The sequence below is a fragment of the Streptomyces sp. NPDC055955 genome (assembly GCF_042270245.1).
Classification (GTDB): Bacteria; Actinomycetota; Actinomycetes; order Streptomycetales; family Streptomycetaceae; genus Streptomyces.
The window spans coordinates 331,357-351,392 of the sequence record NZ_JBHJYS010000003.1 but is presented as its reverse complement, the minus strand read 5'-3'; the positions used below and the strand labels follow the sequence as shown (position 1 = coordinate 351,392).

Annotated in this window: 18 protein-coding genes; 12 read left to right on the top strand and 6 right to left on the bottom strand. The window is 72.2% G+C overall.

Annotation, left to right across the window (positions count from 1 at the left end; all coding sequences use genetic code 11):
- The first annotated feature begins 81 nt into the window (after nt 1–81).
- The 9 genes from ACFC96_RS07635 to ACFC96_RS07595 all read left to right on the top strand — a co-directional run bounded on the left by ACFC96_RS07635 (nt 82) and on the right by ACFC96_RS07595 (nt 9,790).
- Nucleotides 82–876, top strand: a complete 795-nt coding sequence (locus ACFC96_RS07635) for a TIGR03084 family metal-binding protein (RefSeq protein ID WP_376610799.1) — start codon at nt 82–84, stop codon at nt 874–876.
- On the top strand, nt 873–2,675 hold the full coding sequence (locus tag ACFC96_RS07630) for an acyclic terpene utilization AtuA family protein (protein ID WP_376610797.1): 1,803 nt from the start codon (nt 873–875) through the stop codon (nt 2,673–2,675). The genes ACFC96_RS07635 and ACFC96_RS07630 overlap by 4 nt, the downstream gene beginning before the upstream one ends.
- Entirely contained in the window at nt 2,672–4,270 is a 1,599-nt protein-coding gene (locus ACFC96_RS07625; RefSeq protein ID WP_376610795.1) for an acyl-CoA carboxylase subunit beta, read from the top strand. The genes ACFC96_RS07630 and ACFC96_RS07625 overlap by 4 nt, the downstream gene beginning before the upstream one ends.
- A 17-nt stretch (nt 4,271–4,287) precedes the next feature.
- Complete coding sequence (locus ACFC96_RS07620; protein ID WP_376610970.1) at nt 4,288–6,147, top strand: acetyl/propionyl/methylcrotonyl-CoA carboxylase subunit alpha; 1,860 nt, start codon at nt 4,288–4,290, stop codon at nt 6,145–6,147.
- Entirely contained in the window at nt 6,144–7,313 is a 1,170-nt protein-coding gene (locus ACFC96_RS07615; RefSeq protein WP_376610793.1) for an acyl-CoA dehydrogenase family protein, read from the top strand. The genes ACFC96_RS07620 and ACFC96_RS07615 overlap by 4 nt, the downstream gene beginning before the upstream one ends.
- Nucleotides 7,314–7,821: 508 nt before the next feature.
- Nucleotides 7,822–8,073, top strand: a complete 252-nt coding sequence (locus ACFC96_RS07610) for a DUF6400 family protein (protein WP_376260437.1) — start codon at nt 7,822–7,824, stop codon at nt 8,071–8,073.
- Nucleotides 8,057–8,296 (top strand): hypothetical protein, encoded by a 240-nt coding sequence (locus ACFC96_RS07605; protein ID WP_266671677.1) that lies wholly within the window; start codon nt 8,057–8,059, stop codon nt 8,294–8,296. Before ACFC96_RS07610 ends, ACFC96_RS07605 begins: the two co-directional genes overlap by 17 nt.
- A 157-nt stretch (nt 8,297–8,453) precedes the next feature.
- On the top strand, nt 8,454–9,200 hold the full coding sequence (locus tag ACFC96_RS07600; RefSeq protein WP_376260435.1) for an enoyl-CoA hydratase family protein: 747 nt from the start codon (nt 8,454–8,456) through the stop codon (nt 9,198–9,200).
- On the top strand, nt 9,188–9,790 hold the full coding sequence (locus ACFC96_RS07595) for a TetR/AcrR family transcriptional regulator (protein WP_376260433.1): 603 nt from the start codon (nt 9,188–9,190) through the stop codon (nt 9,788–9,790). Before ACFC96_RS07600 ends, ACFC96_RS07595 begins: the two co-directional genes overlap by 13 nt.
- A gap of 86 nt (nt 9,791–9,876) precedes the next feature.
- Here the strand turns inward: ACFC96_RS07595 and ACFC96_RS07590 are convergent, their stop codons facing one another.
- Nucleotides 9,877–11,007 (bottom strand): citrate synthase 2, encoded by a 1,131-nt coding sequence (locus tag ACFC96_RS07590; RefSeq protein WP_376260431.1) that lies wholly within the window; start codon nt 11,005–11,007, stop codon nt 9,877–9,879.
- 389 nt (nt 11,008–11,396) lie between these two features.
- Here ACFC96_RS07590 and pdxH point away from each other — a divergent pair, with 389 nt between their 5' ends.
- Nucleotides 11,397–12,035 (top strand): pyridoxamine 5'-phosphate oxidase, encoded by a 639-nt coding sequence (gene pdxH / locus ACFC96_RS07585; RefSeq protein ID WP_376260759.1) that lies wholly within the window; start codon nt 11,397–11,399, stop codon nt 12,033–12,035.
- 53 nt (nt 12,036–12,088) lie between these two features.
- Here pdxH and ACFC96_RS07580 read toward each other — a convergent pair whose 3' ends face one another.
- On the bottom strand, nt 12,089–12,949 hold the full coding sequence (locus tag ACFC96_RS07580) for an alpha/beta fold hydrolase (RefSeq protein ID WP_376260429.1): 861 nt from the start codon (nt 12,947–12,949) through the stop codon (nt 12,089–12,091).
- Between the two features lie 569 nt (nt 12,950–13,518).
- Nucleotides 13,519–14,211 carry a metal-dependent transcriptional regulator gene (locus tag ACFC96_RS07575; protein WP_372564152.1) on the bottom strand — a complete coding sequence of 231 codons (693 nt, stop codon included), beginning with the start codon at nt 14,209–14,211 and terminating at the stop codon, nt 13,519–13,521.
- Between the two features lie 202 nt (nt 14,212–14,413).
- On the opposite strand from ACFC96_RS07575, the gene ACFC96_RS07570 reads away from it, so the two are divergent.
- Nucleotides 14,414–15,169, top strand: a complete 756-nt coding sequence (locus ACFC96_RS07570) for an SIS domain-containing protein (RefSeq protein WP_376260427.1) — start codon at nt 14,414–14,416, stop codon at nt 15,167–15,169.
- A 14-nt stretch (nt 15,170–15,183) separates the two neighbouring features.
- Here ACFC96_RS07570 and ACFC96_RS07565 read toward each other — a convergent pair whose 3' ends face one another.
- The 3 genes from ACFC96_RS07565 to ACFC96_RS07555 form a co-directional block, all read right to left on the bottom strand.
- Complete coding sequence (locus tag ACFC96_RS07565) at nt 15,184–16,590, bottom strand: PAS domain-containing protein (RefSeq protein WP_376260425.1); 1,407 nt, start codon at nt 16,588–16,590, stop codon at nt 15,184–15,186.
- Nucleotides 16,591–17,061: 471 nt separating this feature from the next.
- Entirely contained in the window at nt 17,062–17,946 is an 885-nt protein-coding gene (gene purU / locus ACFC96_RS07560) for a formyltetrahydrofolate deformylase (RefSeq protein WP_376260423.1), read from the bottom strand.
- A gap of 70 nt (nt 17,947–18,016) precedes the next feature.
- Nucleotides 18,017–18,517, bottom strand: a complete 501-nt coding sequence (locus ACFC96_RS07555; RefSeq protein WP_376260421.1) for a hypothetical protein — start codon at nt 18,515–18,517, stop codon at nt 18,017–18,019.
- Between the two features lie 117 nt (nt 18,518–18,634).
- Here ACFC96_RS07555 and ACFC96_RS07550 point away from each other — a divergent pair, with 117 nt between their 5' ends.
- A complete protein-coding gene (locus tag ACFC96_RS07550; protein WP_376610791.1) occupies nt 18,635–19,930 on the top strand; it encodes an ABC transporter substrate-binding protein in 1,296 nt (431 codons plus the stop codon).
- Nucleotides 19,931–20,036: the final 106 nt, after the last annotated feature.

The window sequence follows — 20,036 nt, the reverse complement described above, 5'->3', positions numbered from 1 at the left end:
TCTCATACAAGCACGCTTGATTGTTTCTCCGGGCGCTGCCATGCTCCGGGGCACGCCGTCGTGCCCCGAGGGGAGCGCATCGTGTCCGACCCGTTGGCCGTGCTCGAGGATCTGCGCAGTGAGAGCGCCGAACTCGACCGGATCGTCAGTGAGCTGAGCGAGGACCGATGGGCCCTCGCCACGCCCGCGCCCGGCTGGAGCGTGGCCCACCAGATCGCGCATCTGGCCTGGACCGACCACTCCGCCCTGCTCGCCGTCACGGACGCCGACGCCTTCGCCGCCCTCGTGCGGGAAGCCCTCGCCGCACCCGACGCCTTCGTCGACGCGGGGGCGGAGGAGGGGGCCGCGCTGCCGCCCGCCGAACTGCTCGCCCGCTGGCGCGCGGGCCGCGAGGGGCTGCTCAGGGCCCTGGCCGCCGCTCCCGCGGGAACGCGCTTCCCCTGGTACGGGCCACCCATGTCGGCCGCCTCCATGGCGACGGGCCGCCTCATGGAGACCTGGGCCCATGGGCAGGACGTGGCCGACGCGCTGGGCGTCGCACGGCGGCCCAGCGACCGGCTGCGGCATGTGGCCCGCATCGGGATCCGGGCCCGCGACTTCGCCTTCTCCGTACGCGGGCTGACGCCGCCCGCCGAGGAGTTCCGCGTCGAACTGGCCGCCCCCTCGGGCGACCTGTGGACGTACGGGCCCGAGGACGCGGCGCAGCGCGTGACGGGATCCGGGCTCGGCTTCTGTCTTCTGGTGACGCAGCGGGCGCATCGCGACGACGTCGACGTACGGGCGGAAGGAGCCGACGCCGACCGGTGGCTGGACATCGCCCAGGCCTTCGCGGGACCGCCGGGGACGGGGCGCGCGGCGAAGGGCGCCGGACGGTGACCGGGGACGTACTGCGCATAGGCAACGCCTCCGGCTTCTACGGAGACCGCTTCGACGCCCTGCGCGAGATGCTCGAAGACGGCCCCCTCGACGTCCTGACCGGCGACTACCTCGCCGAACTGACCATGCTCATCCTGGGCCGCGACCGCCTGAAGGACCCCGCGCGCGGCTACGCCCGCACGTTCCTTCGCCAGCTGGAGGAGACCCTCGGCACGGCGCTCGACCGGGGCGTGCGGATCGTCACGAACGCGGGCGGGCTCAATCCGGCCGGACTCGCCGGGGCCGTGAGGGAGTTGGCGGACCGGCTCGGCCTCCACGCGCGCGTGGCGCACGTCGAGGGCGACGACCTGTCCCCGGGCGGGCGCTTCCCGGGGGCCCTCACCGCCAACGCCTACCTCGGCGGCGCCGGGATCACCGCCTGCCTCGCCGCCGGCGCCGACATCGTGGTCACCGGCCGCGTCACCGACGCCGCCCTGGTCACCGGGCCCGCGGTCTGGCGCTTCGGATGGGAGCAGGACGCGTACGACCGCCTCGCGGGGGCCGTCGTCGCCGGGCACATCCTGGAGTGCGGGACCCAGGCGACGGGCGGCAACTACTCCCGCTTCGCCGGGCGCGCCCGCGATCTGCGGCGCCCCGGCTTCCCCCTCGCCGAACTCCACGCGGACGGCTCCTGCGTCATCACCAAGCACCCCGGCACGGGCGGGCTCGTGACCGTGGGGACGGTGACGGAACAGCTCCTCTACGAGACCGCCGGCGCCCGGTACGCCGGACCCGACGTGACGGCGAGGCTGGACACCGTACGGCTCACGCAGGAGGCCCCGGACCGCGTCCGCGTCGACGGCGTACGAGGCGAGGCGCCGCCCCCCACCCTCAAGGTCGGCCTCAACCGGCTCGGCGGCTTCCGCAACGAGGTCGTGTTCGTGCTGACCGGTCTCGACATCGAGGCCAAGGCGACGCTCGTACGGGAGCAGATGGACGAGGCGTTCGACCGGGCCAAGTCCCGCCCCGCGCAGGTGGCGTGGGAGCTGGCACGCACGGATCGGGCGGACGCGGACACCGAGGAGACGGCGAGCGCGCTGTTGCGGCTCGTCGTCCGGGACGGCGACGCGGACACGGTGGGCCGCACCCTCAGCAGCGCCGCGGTCGAGCTGGCCCTCGGCAGCTACCCCGGCTTCCACGTCACGGCCCCGCCGGGCAAGGGTGCGCCGTACGGGGTGTTCGAGGCGGCGTACGTGGACCGGGCTGACGTCGACCACGTGGCGGTACTGCCGGACGGGGAGCGGAAGGTGCTCCCGTACGACGGTGCCGTCCGCGCCCTCGTGGACGTGGCCGCACCACCCCTGCCCGCGCCTCTGCCCCCCGGCCCCACCCGGCGCGCTCCCCTCGGCCTCGTCGCGGGCGCCCGCAGCGGCGACAAGGGCGGGGACGCGAACGTGGGGGTGTGGGTGAACGGCAGCGGTGACGGTGACGGCAACGGGGGCGGGGGCGGGGGCGGGTCAGTCGACGGGTCCGGCGACGGGTCCGGCGATGGGACCGGCGATGGGTCCGGCGATGGGGATGAGGCCTGGCGGTGGCTCGTCCATGAACTGACAGCTGACAGATTTCAGAGTCTGATATCTGAAAGTCGTCATCTGACAGTTGTCCGGCACGTGCTGCCCAACCTCCGCGCCCTCAACTTCACCGTCACCGGCCTCCTCGGCCAGGGCGTCGCCTCCCGGCACCGTTTCGATCCTCAGGCCAAGGGGCTCGGCGAGTGGCTGCGCTCCCGTCATCTGGACATACCGGAGGTCCTCTTGTGACCGTTCTCGCCTCGGCTCTGGACGTCGGCGGTGCCGACTTCGCCGCTCACCGCGAGGCCATGCTCGGCAAACTCGACGCGCTCGACGCCGAGCACGCCAAGGCGCTCGCGGGCGGGGGTGAGAAATACGTCCAACGGCACCGCGAGCGCGGCAAGTTGCTCGCCCGCGAACGGATCGAGCTGCTCCTCGACCCCGACACCCCCTTCCTCGAACTCTCCCCCCTCGCGGCCTGGGGCAGTGACTACACCGTCGGTGCCTCCCTGGTCACGGGGATCGGGGTCGTCGAGGGCGTCGAGTGCCTGATCACCGCGAACGATCCGACGGTGCGCGGCGGAGCCAGTAACCCGTGGTCCCTGAAGAAGGCCCTGCGCGCCAACGAGATCGCGTTCGCCAACCGGCTGCCCTGCATCAGCCTCGTCGAGTCCGGTGGCGCCGACCTGCCGTCCCAGAAAGAGATCTTCATCCCGGGCGGCGGCATCTTCCGCGACATCACGCGCCTGTCCGCCGCCGGGATCCCCACCGTCGCCGTCGTCTTCGGCAACTCCACCGCCGGCGGCGCGTACATCCCCGGCATGTCCGACCACGTGATCATGGTCAAGGAGCGGGCGAAGGTCTTCCTCGGCGGGCCGCCCCTGGTGAAGATGGCGACCGGTGAGGAGAGTGACGACGAGTCGCTCGGCGGCGCCGGGATGCACGCCCGTACGTCCGGGCTCGCCGACTACTTCGCGCTCGACGAGCGGGACGCGATCCGGCAGGCCCGCCGCGTCGTCGCCCGCCTCAACCACCGCAAGGCGTACGGGGATCCACAGGGTGTGGAGCCGCCCAAGTACGACAGCGACGAACTCCTCGGCATCGTGCCCGGCGACCTCAAGGTCCCCTTCGACCCGCGCGAGGTCATCGCCCGGATCGTGGACGGCTCCGACTTCGACGAGTTCAAGCCGCTGTACGGGTCGAGCCTCACGACCGGCTGGGCGTCGCTGCACGGCTATCCGATCGGCATCCTCGCCAACGCCCAGGGCGTCCTGTTCAGCGAGGAGTCGCAGAAGGCCGCCCAGTTCATCCAGCTCGCCAACCAGCGCGACATCCCGCTCCTGTTCCTGCACAACACCACCGGCTACATGGTCGGCAAGGAGTACGAGCAGGGCGGCATCATCAAGCACGGCTCGATGATGATCAACGCCGTCAGCAACAGCCGGGTGCCGCACCTGTCCGTCCTCATGGGCGCCTCCTACGGCGCCGGGCACTACGGGATGTGCGGGCGGGCCTTCGACCCCCGCTTCCTGTTCGCCTGGCCGAGCGCCAAGTCGGCCGTGATGGGGCCGCAGCAGCTCGCCGGTGTCCTGTCGATCGTGGCCCGCCAGTCCGCCGCCGCGAAGGGCCGGCCCTACGACGACGAGGCGGACGCCGCGCTGCGCGCGATGGTGGAGCAGCAGATCGAGTCCGAGTCCCTGCCGATGTTCCTTTCCGGGCGCCTGTACGACGACGGGGTCATCGACCCGCGCGACACCCGGACCGTGCTCGGCCTGTGTCTGTCCGCGATCCACACGGCGCCCGTGGAGGGCGCGCGCGGTGGATTCGGCGTGTTCCGGATGTGAGGACCATGACCACGCGAATGATCACCTCTGTACTCGTCGCCAACCGCGGTGAGATCGCCTGCCGTGTCTTCCGTACCTGCGCCGAGCTGGGCGTGCGGACCGTCGCCGTGTACTCGGACGCCGACGAGGACGCCCTCCACGCGCGCGTGGCCGATGCCGCCGTACGGCTGCCCGGGGCATCACCCGCCGACACGTATCTGCGCGGCGACCTCATCGTGAAGGCGGCCCTGGCCGCGGGCGCGGACGCCGTGCACCCCGGCTACGGGTTCCTGTCCGAGAACGCCGACTTCGCGCGGGCCGTCGCCGACGCGGGCCTGACCTGGATCGGCCCGCCGCCCGAGGCGATCGAGGCCATGGCGTCCAAGACGCGCGCCAAGGAACTCATGGGCATCGAGCCCCTGAAGACGGGTGACATCACGGCGGCGGACCTGCCCGTCCTCGTGAAGGCGGCGGCCGGCGGTGGCGGGCGCGGCATGCGCGTCGTGCGGGATCTGGCCGACCTGGACGAGCAGTTGACCGCCGCCGGCGCGGAGGCGCTGAGCGCCTTCGGGGACGGTGAGGTGTTCGTCGAGCCGTACATCGAGGGCGGCCGGCACGTCGAGGTGCAGGTCATGGCCGACGCGCACGGCACCGTGTGGGCGCTCGGCACCCGGGACTGCTCGCTCCAGCGGCGCCATCAGAAGGTCATCGAGGAGGCGCCCGCACCGGGGCTCACGCCCGAACTCGAGACGTCTTTGCGGGAGATGTCCGTGCGGGCCGCTCGTGCCATCGACTACCGGGGCGCCGGGACCGTCGAGTTCCTCGTCGTCGGCGGCACGGCGCACTTCCTGGAGATGAACACCCGTCTCCAGGTCGAACACCCCGTCACCGAGGCCGTGTTCGGGGTCGACCTCGTGGCGTGGCAACTGCGCGTCGCCGAGGGCGAGCCCCTGGACGAGGAGCCGCCCACGGCGCGAGGCCACGCGGTCGAGGCCCGCCTGTACGCGGAGGACCCGGCCGCCGGCTGGGCCCCGCAGACCGGCACGCTGCACCGGCTGTCCGTTCCCGAGGCCGTACGCCTGGACACCGGGTTCAGCGACGGCGACCCGATCGGGGTGCACTACGACGCGATGCTCGCCAAGGTCGTCGCACACGCGCCGACCCGAGCCGAGGCCCTGCGCAAGCTGGCGGGAGCCCTGGAGCGGGCCGTCGTGCACGGGCCGGTCACCAACAGGGAACTGCTCGTACGGTCGCTGCGGCACGACGAGTTCATCGCGGGCGGCGCGGACACCGGGTTCTACGACCGGCATCTGGCCGCGCTCACGGCGCCGAGCCCGGATCCGTACGCACCGCTCGCCGCGGCGCTCGCCGACGCGCACGGCCGGTCCCGTTTCGGCGGCTGGCGCAATGTGGCCTCGCAGCCTCAGGTCAAGCACTACCGCACCGAACCCGACGGGGCCGAGCACGAGGTGCGCTACCGGCACACCCGCGACGGTCTGGCCGCCGACGGCGTACGTGTCGTGCGGGCGACGCCGAAGCTCGTCGTGCTCGAAGTGGACGGCGTGGTGCGCAAGTTCGACGTCGCGGTCCACGGGGACCGCGTGTACGTGAACGGCGCCGCGCTCACCGCCCTGCCCCGCCTCCCCGAGCCCGTCGCGCGCCAGGAGCCGGGATCCCTGCTCGCGCCGATGCCCGGCACTGTCGTCCGGCTCGCCGAAGGCCTCGCCGAGGGCGTCACGGTCGCCGCGGGACAGCCCCTCATCTGGCTGGAGGCGATGAAGATGGAGCACCGCGTCACCGCTCCCGCCTCCGGCACGCTCACCGCCCTGCACGCCGCGCCCGGCCGCCAGGTCGAGGTCGGCGCCCTGCTCGCCGTCGTACAGGAGGATCAGTCATGAACGCTCCCGTCCTCGAGTCCGAGGAGCACCGGGCCCTGCGCTCCGCCGTGGCCGCGCTCGGCAGCCGCTTCGGACGCGACTACCTGACCCGCGTCGTCCGCGAGGAGCGCCACCCCGAGGAGCTGTGGGCGGAGGCCGCGAAGCTCGGGTACCTGGGCGTGAACCTGCCCGAGGAGCACGGCGGCGGGGGTGGCGGTATGTATGAACTGTCCCTGGTGCTGGAGGAGTTGGGTGCCTCCGGCGCGCCCTTGCTGATGATGGTCGTGTCGCCCGCGATCTGCGGCACCGTCATCTCCCGCTTCGGCACGCCCGAGCAGAAGGCGGCCTGGCTGCCGGGTCTCGCCGACGGCAGCCGCACGATGGCGTTCGGGATCACCGAGCCCGACGCGGGCTCCAACTCGCACCGCATCACCACCACCGCCCGCCGCGACGGGGACAGCGGCGACTGGATCCTGTCCGGGCGCAAGGTGTTCGTGTCCGGCGTCGACATAGCCGACGCCACCCTCATCGTGGGCCGCACCGAGGACGCGCGTACGGGCAGCCTCAAGCCGTGCCTGTTCATCGTGCCGCGCGACGCCGAGGGGTTCGGGCGGCGGCAGATCGACATGGAGCTCCAGGCGCCGGAGAAGCAGTTCGAGCTCGTCATCGACGACGTACGGCTCCCGGCCGACGCGCTCGTCGGGGACGAGGACGCCGGCCTGCTCCAGCTGTTCGCGGGCCTCAACCCCGAGCGCATCATGACGGCGGCGTTCGCGATCGGCATGGGGCGCTTCGCGCTGGCCAGGGCCGTCGGGTACGCGAAGGAGCGCAGCGTCTGGAAGTCGCCCATCGGCGCGCACCAGGCCATCGCGCACCCGCTCGCGCAGGCCCACATCGAGCTGGAGACGGCCCGTCTGATGATGCAGAAGGCGGCCCATCTGTACGACGCGGGCGACGACATCGGGGCGGGTGAGGCCGCGAACATGGCCAAGTACGCGGCGGCGGAGGCCTGCGTGCGGGCCGTCGACCAGGCGGTGCACACGCTGGGCGGCAACGGGCTCACCCGCGAGTTCGGCCTCGCCTCGCTCATCACGGCGTCCCGTGTGGCCCGCATCGCGCCCGTGAGCCGGGAAATGATCCTGAACTACGTGTCCCACCAGACCCTGGGACTGCCGAAGTCGTACTAGGACCTGTCGTCACATTCCCGTCTGCCCGGCGGCGTCTGGCACGCACTCCCCCTGGCTCTCGGCTTTGCTCGAGCAGGGGGGACCCCCATGCGGCGTTGCCGAAAAGCCCTGGTAGCTCCGCTACAAGGACTCTTCGGCGCCTTGCGATCGCACGCACCAGACGCCGCCGGGCCCGCCCCTCGGGCGGACGACGGGAATGTGACGACAGGCCCCAGCGGCCTGAGCCGGAGGGCCGGGCTCGGGGGGTGTCCGGCGGATCATGGCCGGGCTCTCCCCGTGGGGTGCCGTGAAGTACGTCATAGTTCCGCCGGCGGGTCGTGCCTGTCTCTTCGCGGCTGTCCCTCGGCAACGGCCCACCCCCGTAGGTGAATCCGAGGCCGCCCCGTCGGCACGTCCGGGCGTTATGTCGCTCCCGGTCACCGCAGGGCAACTTAGGTAACCCTTCCCTAGAGCCGGGGGTGCCTGGTACTGATGGTCGGGTTCTGCTCAGCTCATCGGAAGTCTCGCCATGAACCAAGACAATTCTCCTGGCCTCATACCCTTCACGATCGACCTGACCTTCGAGGAGGCCCGGCGCCGTGCCGAGGTCGTGGCCGCGCTCGGCCCCGACTGGGATCCGGTGGCCGTCCTGCGGGGCGAGGACGAGGCGCACGCCCTCCTCTACTCGGGTCTGGACGACGAGCAGCAGCGCACCTACGACCTTCTGGTGGCTGCCGGTGTCCTGCCGGGAGAGGGGCCGGGCCGTGCGGCTTCCCATTGATCCGCAGGCGGACATCGCCCGGCGCGCCTGGGTGGCCTGCCCCGTCTGTGACGACGCCCGCCACTGCGCACCCTGCGCCGACCGCCGCAACTGCCGGGAGCACTGGCGCTACCTGATCTCCAACCAGGGGCCGGTCCTCCACCTCCAGTGCCCGCAGTGCACGCACATGTGGTCCCTGAACACCCGGCCCGGCGTGACCGGGCCCGACGGCAGAACGCTCTGACCCGCGGCCGGACGGCCGGACCCTGATTCATGCAGGCACGCTTGATTGTTTCTGTGCCCGCTGCCACTCTCTGCATGTCGCGCCCACGTGACCGGAGAGGGACCGTGCCGCGCGCCGCCTCGGGAAAGATCCTCCGCCGACAGCTCAGGGAGACGTCGTGAGCACCCCGAAGAACCTGGTCCGCTCCTCGCACGAGCGCGGGATCACCACCCTCACCCTCGACTCCCCGGCCAACCGCAACGCCCTCTCGGCCGCGCTCGTCGCCGAGCTGGCGGGCGCGCTCACGGCGTGCGGCAAGGACGACGCCGTACGGGCCGTCGTCCTCACCCACACCGGCAACACGTTCAGCGCGGGCGCCGACCTGAAGTCCCCGCCCCCGCCCGAGGCCTTGGTCGCGCTCCTGCGGCAGATCGTCGCGCTCGACCGGCCCGTCGTCGCGCGGATCGCCGGCCATGTGCGCGCGGGCGGGCTCGGCCTGCTCGGGGCCTGCGACATCTCGGCCGCCTCGCACGCCGCCTCGTTCGCGTTCACCGAGGTCCGCATAGGGGTCGCGCCCGCCGTCATCTCGCTGCCCCTGCTGCCCCGCACCGACCCGCGCGCCGTCGCCCGCTACTACCTGACGGGTGAGCGCCTCGACGCGGCGGAGGCGGTCCGCATCGGGCTCCTGACGACGGCGGGCGACGACGTCGACGCCGCCCTCGCCCCCGTCCTCGACGGGCTGCGCAGGTCGTCCCCGCAAGGCCTGGCCGAGACGAAACGGCTGCTCACGGCTAAGGTGCTGGAGGCCTTCGACCGGGACGCGGCCGACCTGAGCGCGCTCTCGGCCCGGCTGTTCTCCTCCGCGCAGGCAAGCGAAGGGATGACGGCCTTCCTCGAACGACGGGATCCCGCATGGGTGCTGTGACCTCATCCGGTACGGCGGTGGAGCGCGCCCCCAAGCAGGACCGCAGCCGCGCCACCCGCCGGCGGCTCCTCGAAGCGGCCGTGTCCTGTCTCGCCGAACGCGGCTGGTCGGGCTCCACGGTCTCCGTCGTCGCCGAACGGGCCGGGGTCTCGCGCGGCGCCGCGCAGCACCACTTCCCGACCCGCGAGGACCTGTTCACGGCCGCCGTCGAGTACGTCGCCGAGGAGCGCTCGTCCGCGCTGCGCGCCCTGCGCCCCCGCGGCCGCACCGAGGTCGTCGCCGCCCTCGTCGACCTGTACACGGGCCCGCTGTTCCGCGCCGCCCTGCACCTGTGGGTGGCGGCGTCGAACGAGCCGCAGCTGGGCGGCCGCGTCACCGAACTGGAGGCCCGCGTCGGCCGCGAGACCCACCGCATCGCCGTGGAGCTCCTGGCCGCCGACGAGTCGCACCCCGGTGTCCGCGAGACCGTGCAGGGGCTCCTCGACATGGCGCGCGGCCTCGGCCTCGCGAACCTCCTCACCGACGACGGGCCCCGCCGCGACCGGGTCGTCGCACAGTGGGCGGCGATTCTGGACCGGGCGCTGGGGTGACCCGGGGCGGACGACGCAGGGGAACGGCGCCGTACGGAGATCCGTGCGGCGCCGTTCGTCCTGCCTGAGTCCGTCGGGGGCGGTGCTCAGCCCGACATCTGCCCGTACCCCTCGATGTCGCGCGGGTCGCGGGTGCCCGGCCCGATGTAGCGGGCCGAGGGGCGTACCAGGCGGCCCGTGCGCTTCTGCTCCAGGATGTGCGCCGACCAGCCGGCGGTGCGCGCGCACGTGAACATCGACGTGAACATGTGCGCCGGGACCTCCGCGAAGTCCAGCATGATCGCCGCCCAGAACTCCACGTTCGTCGCCAGGACCCGGTCGGGCCTGCGGGCGTGCAGCTCCGCGAGGGCCGCCTTCTCCAGCGCCTCGGCGACCTCGAAGCGCGGCGCGCCCAGCTCGCGGGCCGTGCGCCGCAGCACGCGCGCTCGGGGGTCCTCGGCGCGGTACACGCGGTGCCCGAAGCCCATGAGGCGCTCGCCCTTGTCGAGGGCCCGCCGTACGTACGCCTCCGCGTCGCCGGTCCGCTCGATCTCCTCGATCATGCCGAGGACGCGGGAGGGCGCGCCGCCGTGCAGGGGGCCCGACATGGCGCCGACGGCGCCCGAAAGGGCGGCCGCGACATCGGCGCCCGTGGAGGCGATGACGCGCGCGGTGAACGTGGAGGCGTTCATGCCGTGCTCGGCGGCGCTCGTCCAGTACGCGTCGACGGCGGCGACATGTTTCGGGTCGGGCTCGCCGCGCCACCGCTTCATGAACCGCTCGACGACGGTGTCCGCCTTGTCGATCTCGCGCTGCGGCACCATCGGCCTGCCCTGCCCGCGGGCCGACTGGGCGACGTAGGAGAGGGCCATGACGGCGGCGCGGGCGAGGTCCTCGCGGGCCTGCGCCTCGTCGATGTCGAGCAGCGGTTTCAGGCCCCACACGGGCGCGAGCATGGCGAGCGCGGACTGTACGTCGACGCGGATGTCGCCGGAGTGGACGGGGATGGGGAACGGCTCGGCGGGCGGCAGGCCCGGGTTGAAGGCCCCGTCGACGAGCAGGCCCCAGACGTTGCCGAACGAGACCTTGCCGACCAGATCCTCGATGTCGACGCCCCGGTACCGCAGGGCGCCGCCTTCCTTGTCCGGTTCGGCGATCTCCGTCTCGAACGCGACGACTCCCTCGAGGCCGGGCACGAAGCCGGGGGCACTGCCGGGGTCAAGGCCGGGGTCGGACATCAGGCGGCTCCTCTGAATATGTACGGCTCAGCGGGTGTACGGCTCAGCGGGTGTATGACTCTGCGGTGTACGGCTCTGCGGTGTACGGCTCTGCGGGTGTACGACGGAGGACCGCGGTGGTCGTGCGCGGTCCGCATGGGCGTAACGGCTCTGCAGCGGTGGGCCCACGGGCCGGGGCATCACCGTGGTGATGCCCCGTTCGGCAGGCGGTCACCCAACCGAAGGGGCGGCGGGACCGATGACGATATCCGCTGGTGCCACCCTTGGGGAGAGTGCGCGGCACTCAGTGCCACTCAGTGATGAACTCCACGCGGCCGACTGCCCCATGCGTACGGCAGGATGACCGCGTGAGCGACCACGACCACCATGCACCCCAGAACCCCGCCGTCATGCGTGCGCAGTACCGCCCACCGGGTGAGGGACTCCTGGAGGAGGACGTCCCCGCGCGCCCGATGGAACTGTTCGAGCTCTGGTTCAACGAGGCCTCGCGGGCCCGCGGCGTCCTGTACGAGCCGAACGCGATGGTGGTCTCCACGGTGGACGCGGCCGGCCGGCCGAGCTCACGCACCGTGCTGCTCAAGGCCTACGACGATCGCGGCTTCGTCTTCTACACGAACTACGGCTCCCGCAAGGCCCGTGACCTGGCGGCGAACCACGAGATCGCGCTGCTCTTCCCCTGGCACCCGATGGCCCGCCAGGTCATCGTCTCCGGCACCGTCGCCCACACGAGCCGCGAGGAGACGGCCGCGTACTTCCGCTCCCGCCCGCGCGGCTCCCAGCTCGGCGCGTGGGCCAGCGCGCAGTCGCAGATCCTCACCTCGCGCGCCGAACTCGACATCGCCTACGCCGAACTCGTCGAGCGCTACCCGGAGGGCGAGAACATCCCGGTGCCCGACCACTGGGGCGGCTACCGCGTCACCCCGCGCACGGTCGAGTTCTGGCAGGGCCGCGAGAACCGCCTCCACGACCGGCTGCGCTACGTCCACGAGCCGTCCGGCGCCTGGCGCGTCGAACGCCTCGGCCCCTGACCCGCGGATCCGCCCTCCCGGCCACGAGGCCCCGCCACCGCGCGGCCGAGCCGCTACGACGTGAGTACGCCGTCCAGGAAGGGCTCGATGGCGGCGCGCAGCGCCTCCGGCCGGTCGTAGTGGACGAGGTGCCCGGCGTCCGCGATCTCCGCGTACTCGCCCCTGGGCAGGACGCGGACCATCTCCTGCGCCTCGGCGCGGCCCAGTTCGCCGTCGAGGCCGCGGACGACGAGGGTGGGGCAGCGGACCTGGGCCAGTTCCTCCCAGTGCGCGTCGTAGACCCAGGTGGCCCGGGAGACCAGCATCTGCCGGTGGTCGAACACGGGCCGCCAGCCGTCGGGGCCCTCCGTCATGACCTCGGCGTAGAACTCACCGCGCGAGGGCTGGGGCCGCTCCACCCACGGGTCGTCCTCGCCGAACCACTTCCGTACGTCGGCGAGCGTGGCGAAGGGCGAGGGCCAGGCGTCGAACCAGTCCTCCCACTCCCGCTGGGACGCCGCCCCGAGCGCGGAGGCCCGCATGTCGCAGATGATCACGGCGCGTACGAGGTCGGGGCGGCGCGCGGCGAGCTGCCAGGCGGTGAGCGCGCCCATGGAGTGGCCGATGACGACGGCGGGCGCGAGGCCGAGCTGGACGAGGGCGGCCTCGGCGTCCTGGATGTACGCCTCACGGTCGTAGGGGCCCTCGGGGGGTTTCTGGCTCTGGCCGTGGCCGCGCTGGTCGAGCGCCACGGCACGGTGGCGCTCGGAGAGCCAGCGGGCGGTGCCCGCCCAGTGCGAGGCCCGGCCCATCAGGCCGTGCAGTAACAGCACGGCGGAGGACTGGTCGACCTCGCCCGTCTTGGGAGGGTCGGCGAACTCCCACGCGGCGAGACTCACGCCGCCCGCCCCGGTCACGTCGATGCGCCGCACCATAGGCCCTGGCACCCCCTTGTGGTCGCGCCTGCAGTCCCGTACCCGCGCACGTTATCGAACCTTTTTTCGAAAGCGCGGTCGTTCTCGGCAACACCCCTCGTTCGAGTGACCTCGCACAAGGATTGACCGCCGCCGTCGAGGGGAGATCTTCAGCGGGAGGCGGACCGCTCGGGGAAATCGGTCCGAAGGGGATGACCCTGGGAGCTCGGGGCTCCGGGTCAGCACAGGGGAGGACAGGCCCCGGCGCCGTAAGGCGCCGGGGCCCTCTGTCTGTCCACGCCGTGTCTGTCTGCGCCCTGTACGGGTACGTCGGCACATCGTCCCGCCCCCCTCCCCGCCCGCGCGGCCGGACCGGTGCGGACCCGAAACCGAGACGGTCAAGAGTCCTCAGGTCATATGCCTCTCGCGACAGCCTTGCACGCAAAACGTCCGGGCGCTGCGATTCCGCGCAGTGAATCCTTGTTTCTGCGAGAGTTCTGGGGGGATGCGATGACGTCCCAACTGTGCCTGTGGGAACAGGAGTTGACGCGTCGGTAAGTTGACCCGGGCCGGGGTGGCCGGTGTCCGGCTCAGCGCTTGGCGACGAACACGTGCGAGGCGATGTCCGCCGCCAGCTCCGCCGCCTCACCGCTGCTGCCCACCAGGACCCCGCCCGGCGACGCCGTCACGCTGACCACGGAGCCCGGCTGGATGCCCGCGCGCCGCAGCGTGTACATCAGCTGCGCGTCCGTCTGGATCGGCTCACCGATCCGGCGCACCACGACCGTCTTGCCGTCCGTGCCCGGGTCGAGATCGGCGAGGGACACCATGCCCTCGTCGAGGAACGGGTCCGCGCCGTCCTTCTCGCCCAGCTCCTCCAGCCCCGGGATCGGGTTCCCGTACGGCGACTCGGTCGGGTGCCGCAGCAGCTCGAGCACGCGGCGCTCGACCGCCTCGCTCATCACGTGCTCCCAGCGGCAGGCCTCCGCGTGCACCTGCTCCCACTCCAGGCCGATCACGTCGACGAGCAGACACTCGGCGAGACGGTGCTTGCGCATCACGCGCGTGGCGAGCCGGCGGCCCTCGTCCGTCAGCTCCAGGTGACGGTCCGTGGCCACGGCCACCAGGCCGTCGCGCTCCATACGGGCCACGGTCTGGCTCACCGTCGGGCCGCTCTGGTCCAGCCGCTCGGCGATCCGGGCGCGCATGGGGACCACACCTTCCTCTTCGAGCTCGAGGATGGTGCGGAGATACATCTCCGTGGTGTCGATCAGTCCGGACATACGTGCCCCTCGATTAGCTCTGCTAGCTCGCCGCTAGCTCGTGCGCTGGCCCTGAACCCAATTCTGACGCATAGCGCTGACAACCGTGCCGCGCCGGGGGAACCGGGCTCCGTGCGGCGGGAACGTATTGACACGGCACTGGTCCGGACCGCAACGTGATGCGCGGCATGCGGGCAGTAAGGGACACGAAGGGGCTCCGCCGATGAGCGACAGCAAGCTGGCCGGTCAGTACCTCGACGCCGCGATCGGCCTGCTGAGGCGGGTGCGCGACGAGGAGGACCGCAACATCGCGGCCGCCGGCACGCTCATCGCCGACACCGTCGCCGACGGCGGCCGGCTCTTCGCGTTCGGCGCGGGGCACTCCTCGCTCGCCGCGCAGGACGTCGTCTACCGCGCGGGCGGCCTCGCCCTGATGAACCTGCTGTCCGTGCCCGGGGTCGTCGGTGTCGACGTCATGCCCGCCACGCTGGGCTCCGCCCTGGAACGCGTCGACGGGCTCGCCGGCGCCGTCCTGGACTCCAGCCCGGTCCGCGCGGGCGACACCCTCGTGATCATCTCGCTGTCCGGCCGCAACTCCCTGCCCGTGGAGATGGCCATGAACGCCCGCGCCCTCGGCGTGCGCGTGATCGGCGTGACGTCCGTGGCGTACGCCGAGGAGACGAAGTCCCGCCATGTGTCGGGGACGTTCCTCAAGGACCACTGCGACATCGTCCTCGACTCCAAGATCGAGGTCGGTGACGCGGAGCTCACGTACGACACCGTCGATGCCCCCTTCGGGCCGGCCTCCACGATGGTGGCCAGCGCCCTGATGCAGGCCACCATGGCGACGGCCGCGGCCGAGCTCGCCGACCGCGGCATCCAGCCGCCGCTCCTGCGCTCCGGGAACGTGGACGGCGGCCACGAGTGGAACGGCCGGATCTTCACCGAGTACGGCGACCGGATCTTCTACCGCCACTGACGCCGGGGGCGCGGCTACCGGTCGAGGACCCTCGCCAGGTCGAGCGTCCCGGCGATCCGGGCCGCGACGCTCTCCGCGTACGTGGCGTCGGTCCGCTCGAACTGCGTACGGCTGGGCCCGCGCAGGAACGTCACCACGCCCAGCGTGCGCGCCCGGCTGCGCAGCACCGCGCACAGGGCGTGCACCGTGCCCTCGGGCCACTGTCTGGTCTCGGCCCAGTCGCCCGCCCGCGCCGCGTCACGCCCGCTCGCGCTCGCCCGGACCGAACCCGCGCGCTCCACGCACTGCAGCGCCGGGTGGCCCTCCGGATAGCGCACGGGCAGCGTCGTGCGCGACACCAGCAGGCTCGGCCCCGGAGCTCCCGAAGGCGTCGCGGCCGCCCGCGCGAGGCGCACCGGACCCGTGCGGTCCCCGTCGGCGTCGCGCTCCGACCGGCCTGCCTGCTCGTCGCCGACGACCAGGTCGATCAGCGCGTGGTCGGCGAACCCGGCCAGCGCGAAGTCCAGATGGACGGTCGCCGCCTCCGCCGGGTCCTCGCACTCGGCGGCGGCCCGCGTGGCCCGGTGCAGCTGGTTGGCCCGGAACCGCAGCTGCGCCGCCTCCTGTTCCGTCCGCTTGGCCTCGGTGACGTCCTGGAACAGCCATCCGACGCCCAGCGGTACGGGCTCCTCCGCCAGCGGTGAGGCGAGCCGCACGAAGCCGCTGCGCCAGCACCTGCGCGCGTCGCCCTCCGGGAGGCGCACCGTCACCCACAGCTCGGCGGGGGCCGGCGGTGCGCCCTCCGCGAGCACATGGGCGAGCGCGCTCTCCAGCTCCTCGACGCCCTGCGAGATCAGGTCCCCGAGGGGGCGTCCGAGCAGCGCGGTGCGGCCGGAGCCGAGTGCCCGCGCGGCATGCACGTTCACGACGGCGGGCCGCAGGTCGGCGTCGACGAGGACGACTCCCCAGGACGCGTCCTCGAAGAGGGCCTCGCTCAGGGCGATCGACCGCTCCAGGTCGATCTGCGTGTGCACCTCGCTGAACGCGCAGTACAGCCCGGCCGGCTTGCCGTCGGGCCCGCGCACCGCGGCGGACTGCGTACGCACGAGGATCCGCCCGCCGTCCTTGGTGAGCAGTGCGAACTCGTGGACCTGCCGGCCCGGCGCGCGCATCGCGGCCATCAGCCGGGCCTCGACCTCGTCGGCGTCGGCGGTGCGCACCGCCCATCCGGAGAACCCGCGTCGTCCCACGGCCTCGGCCGCCGACCAGCCGAGGATCCGCTCGGCCTCCCGGTTCCAATGGGTCACGGTCCCGTCGGCGTCGAACGCGCAGAGCGCGGCGTCCATACCGTCGAGCAACGCGGCAAGAAGATCGGCCCCGTCCCGCTCGGGCTCGTCGGGACCGAGCTCGTCGGTGGCCCCACTACGCCGGGAAGCACTCACCTGGCACCCCCTGCAGGCTGTGTCCGCGTGTTCCGCACTTCAGATCATTCAACTCGAACGTGACGCAGCACACACGGAGTTCGGGGAAATCGTTGCGCTCCGAAGATCCGGGGAGAACGTTCCGTCCTTGATCACAGCCTACGACCTCGCGCACCGGACGAGCCGTGGCCGGTTAATTCGCTTGAACGCCGCCCGGACCCTTCTTAGGGTGGAGGTACACAAGAAGGGAGGTGGTTCGGCAGATGTATGAATACCGGACGCGTGAGGTGACTGCGGGCTAGCAGCCCGGCGTCGCATCTCGATTTCGGCGCCGGACCAGCACGTGAGAGCTGCGTGCAGCCGGCCCCAATCCCAAGCAGTCGCCCGACCCGCGAGCCGCCGGTACGTCCGGCCGGCCTCCTCCCGTTCCGTACGGGAGGAGACCAGGCTCGCGGGTCGTCTGCGTGTGCGGACGGGCCCGCGTACCTGTGATCAGGTGAAGACGACCGTGCGGCGCCCGTTCAGCAGGATCCGGTGCTCGGCGTGCCACTTCACGGCGCGGGCCAGCGCCTGGCACTCCACGTCGCGGCCGATCGCCACGAGCTGGTCCGGCGTCACGTCGTGGCCGACGCGCTCGACCTCCTGCTCGATGATCGGGCCCTCGTCGAGGTCGGCCGTCACGTAGTGCGCGGTCGCGCCGATCAGCTTCACTCCCCGCGCGTGTGCCTGGTGGTACGGCTTGGCGCCCTTGAAGCTCGGCAGGAACGAGTGGTGGATGTTGATGATCCGCCCGCTGAGCTCCTTGCACAGGTCGTCCGAGAGGACCTGCATGTAGCGGGCCAGGACGACCAGTTCGACGCCCTCGGCGCGCACCAGGTCGAGGATCTGCGCCTCGGCCTCGGCCTTGGTGTCCTTCGTGACCGGGATGTGGTGGAAGGGGATGTCGTACGACTTCACGAGCTCCGCGAAGTCCGTGTGGTTCGAGACGACCGCCGCGATGTCGACGGGCAGGGCGCCGATCCGGGCGCGGAACAGCAGGTCGTTCAGGCAGTGGCCGAACTTCGACACCATCAGCACGACGCGCATCCGCTCCGCGGAGCGGTGGATCTGCCAGTCCATGTGGAAGGAGTCGCCGACCGCGGCGAAGCTGGCCCGCAGCTTCTCGGCGGTGACGGGCGCGTCCGCCGAGAAGTGGACCCGCATGAAGAACAGGCCCGTGTCGTGGTCGCCGAACTGCTGGCTGTCCTCGATGTTGCAGCCGGTCATGAAGAGGTAGCTCGACACGGCGTGCACGATGCCCCGCTTGTCGGGGCAGGAGAGAGTCAGGACGTACTGCTCGCCGCCGGCGACGCCGGACGCGGGGGACTGCTCATTCATGCAGGCAAGGGTCCCATACACGCAACCCGCGCCGGGCCGCCGTCCCGCCGTTCGGACGGGCTCGCGGCGCTCAGGCCGCGCGCGTCATGATCCGCAGGACTTCGAGGGTGCGCGGCGCCGCGTCGGGGTCGTCGCCGTCGCTCGTGGCGAGCGCGACGTGCGCGGCCCGCGCGGAGTGCACCGCCTCCGGCCACGCGTGGTGGTCGAGATAGGCGGAGACGGGGGCGTCGGGGCCCACCTGGTGCATGATCCGCAGCACGCGCAGCACGGCCGCGTCGACGAGCTGCGCCTCCTGGGAGTCCCGGAAGATCGTGCCGACGTACTTCTCGGCGGACCAGTTGTCGAGCCAGGTGTCCTCGACGAGGCGGTACACGGCGTCGGTGACGTCCCCGAACCCGTCCACACCCGCGAGCCAGACGTTTCGCTGGAACGCGGAGTCGGAGAGCATGTGCAGCGCGGAGCGCACATTGCTGCGCCAGCGCCACCACGGCATGTCGTTGAGTGCCATGCCGCCCATGGTGGAGGAGCGACGGCCGCGACGGGAAGACTTCTCCGAGCTTTGCACGGTCATCGATCGTACGTGCCGTCCCCTTCGGCCCGACCCGACCCCCGTAATTCACCTCCGCGTCACCGCACGTTGACCGCGGGTCACTCGCAGGTTAGGGATGCGGCGGAATCGTGCAGGTTCATGACTGGCCGGCGTCGCACCACCATCTCGCGCACCACCCGCACCCTTCGTTCCACCGTGCTTTCGGCGGCGGTGTGGGCGGCTTGCGCGTCGCTCGCCGCCGGATGCGGACTCGTCTCCGACGTCACCGGGGGCTCCGAGGACCCCATCACCGTGATGACATGGGCGCCCGAGAAGACCCAGGCGACCAACATGCCCGGCATGCCCGCCATGGCACGCGCCTACGCGCGCTGGGTCAACGCCCACGGTGGCATCGGCGGCCGCGACCTCAGGGTCATCACCTGCAACGACAACAACGACACCGTGGGCGCCGCCCGCTGCGCCAGGGACGCCGTCGAGCAGAACGCCGTCGCGGTCGTCGGCTCCTACAGCCAGCACGCCCGCTCCTTCCTCGGGCCCCTGGAGTCCGCCGGCATTCCCTACATAGGCGGCTACGGCGTCACCGACGAGGAGTTCGCCAGCCCCCTGTCGTACCCGGTCAACGGCGGCCAGCCCGCGCTGATGGCCGGGAACGGCCGGCAGCTGGCCGCCGCGGGCTGCGACCGCACCTCGCTCGTACGCCCCGACACCGTCGCCGGCGACCAGCTGCCGCTGCTCCTCGACACGGGCCTGTCCGCGGGCCGCGACCGCGCGTTCGACGTGCGCGCCGCCGAGGACGCCACCGACTACACGGAGCAGGCCCGCCAGGCGCTCCAGCGGGCCGGCGCCGACCCGGTCGGGAAGGGCTGCGTCACAGCGGTCCTCGGCGACCGCACGGACACGTTCTTCGACTCGTTCCGCCGCACCCGCGACTCCTATCCGAAGGTGCGGATCTCGACCGTCCTCGGCAGCGTCGACCAGACGGTCATCGACCGCTCGGGCGGCGGGTCGGGCGTCTACGAAGGGGCGTACGTCACCGGCTGGTACCCGGTGGCGACCGACCGGCGGTGGGCGACGATGCGCAAGGTCATCAGTGAGCAGGCGTTCGGCGACAACCGGATCGACCCGGCGGACGCGGGCGTGCAGACGACATGGATCGCGTACACCGTCCTGAAGCAGGTCGTCGAGTCGCTCGGCGACGGTGACGTGACGGCGCACACGGTGCGCGGGGCGCTCGACGGCGGCCTGAAGGTGCGCACGGGCGGGCTGACGCCGACGCTCAGCTGGCGCTTCGAGGACATGATCGCGGCCAGCGGCTTCCCGCGGCTCGTCAACGCCGACGTCACCTTCCAGGAGGTGCGCGACGGGCGGCTCGTGGCCGCGCGCCGCGGGCTCGTCGACGTGTCGCGGACGCTGGAGGCGACCCCCACGGGCTGACCCCGCTCAGGCGCCTCCGCATCGGCTGGTGCCATTCGTCCGGATCATGCCGGGCTCAAGGGGCCTTGCACCGCTCCCTGGTCCGGCCTGATCCAGAAGCAAGGCC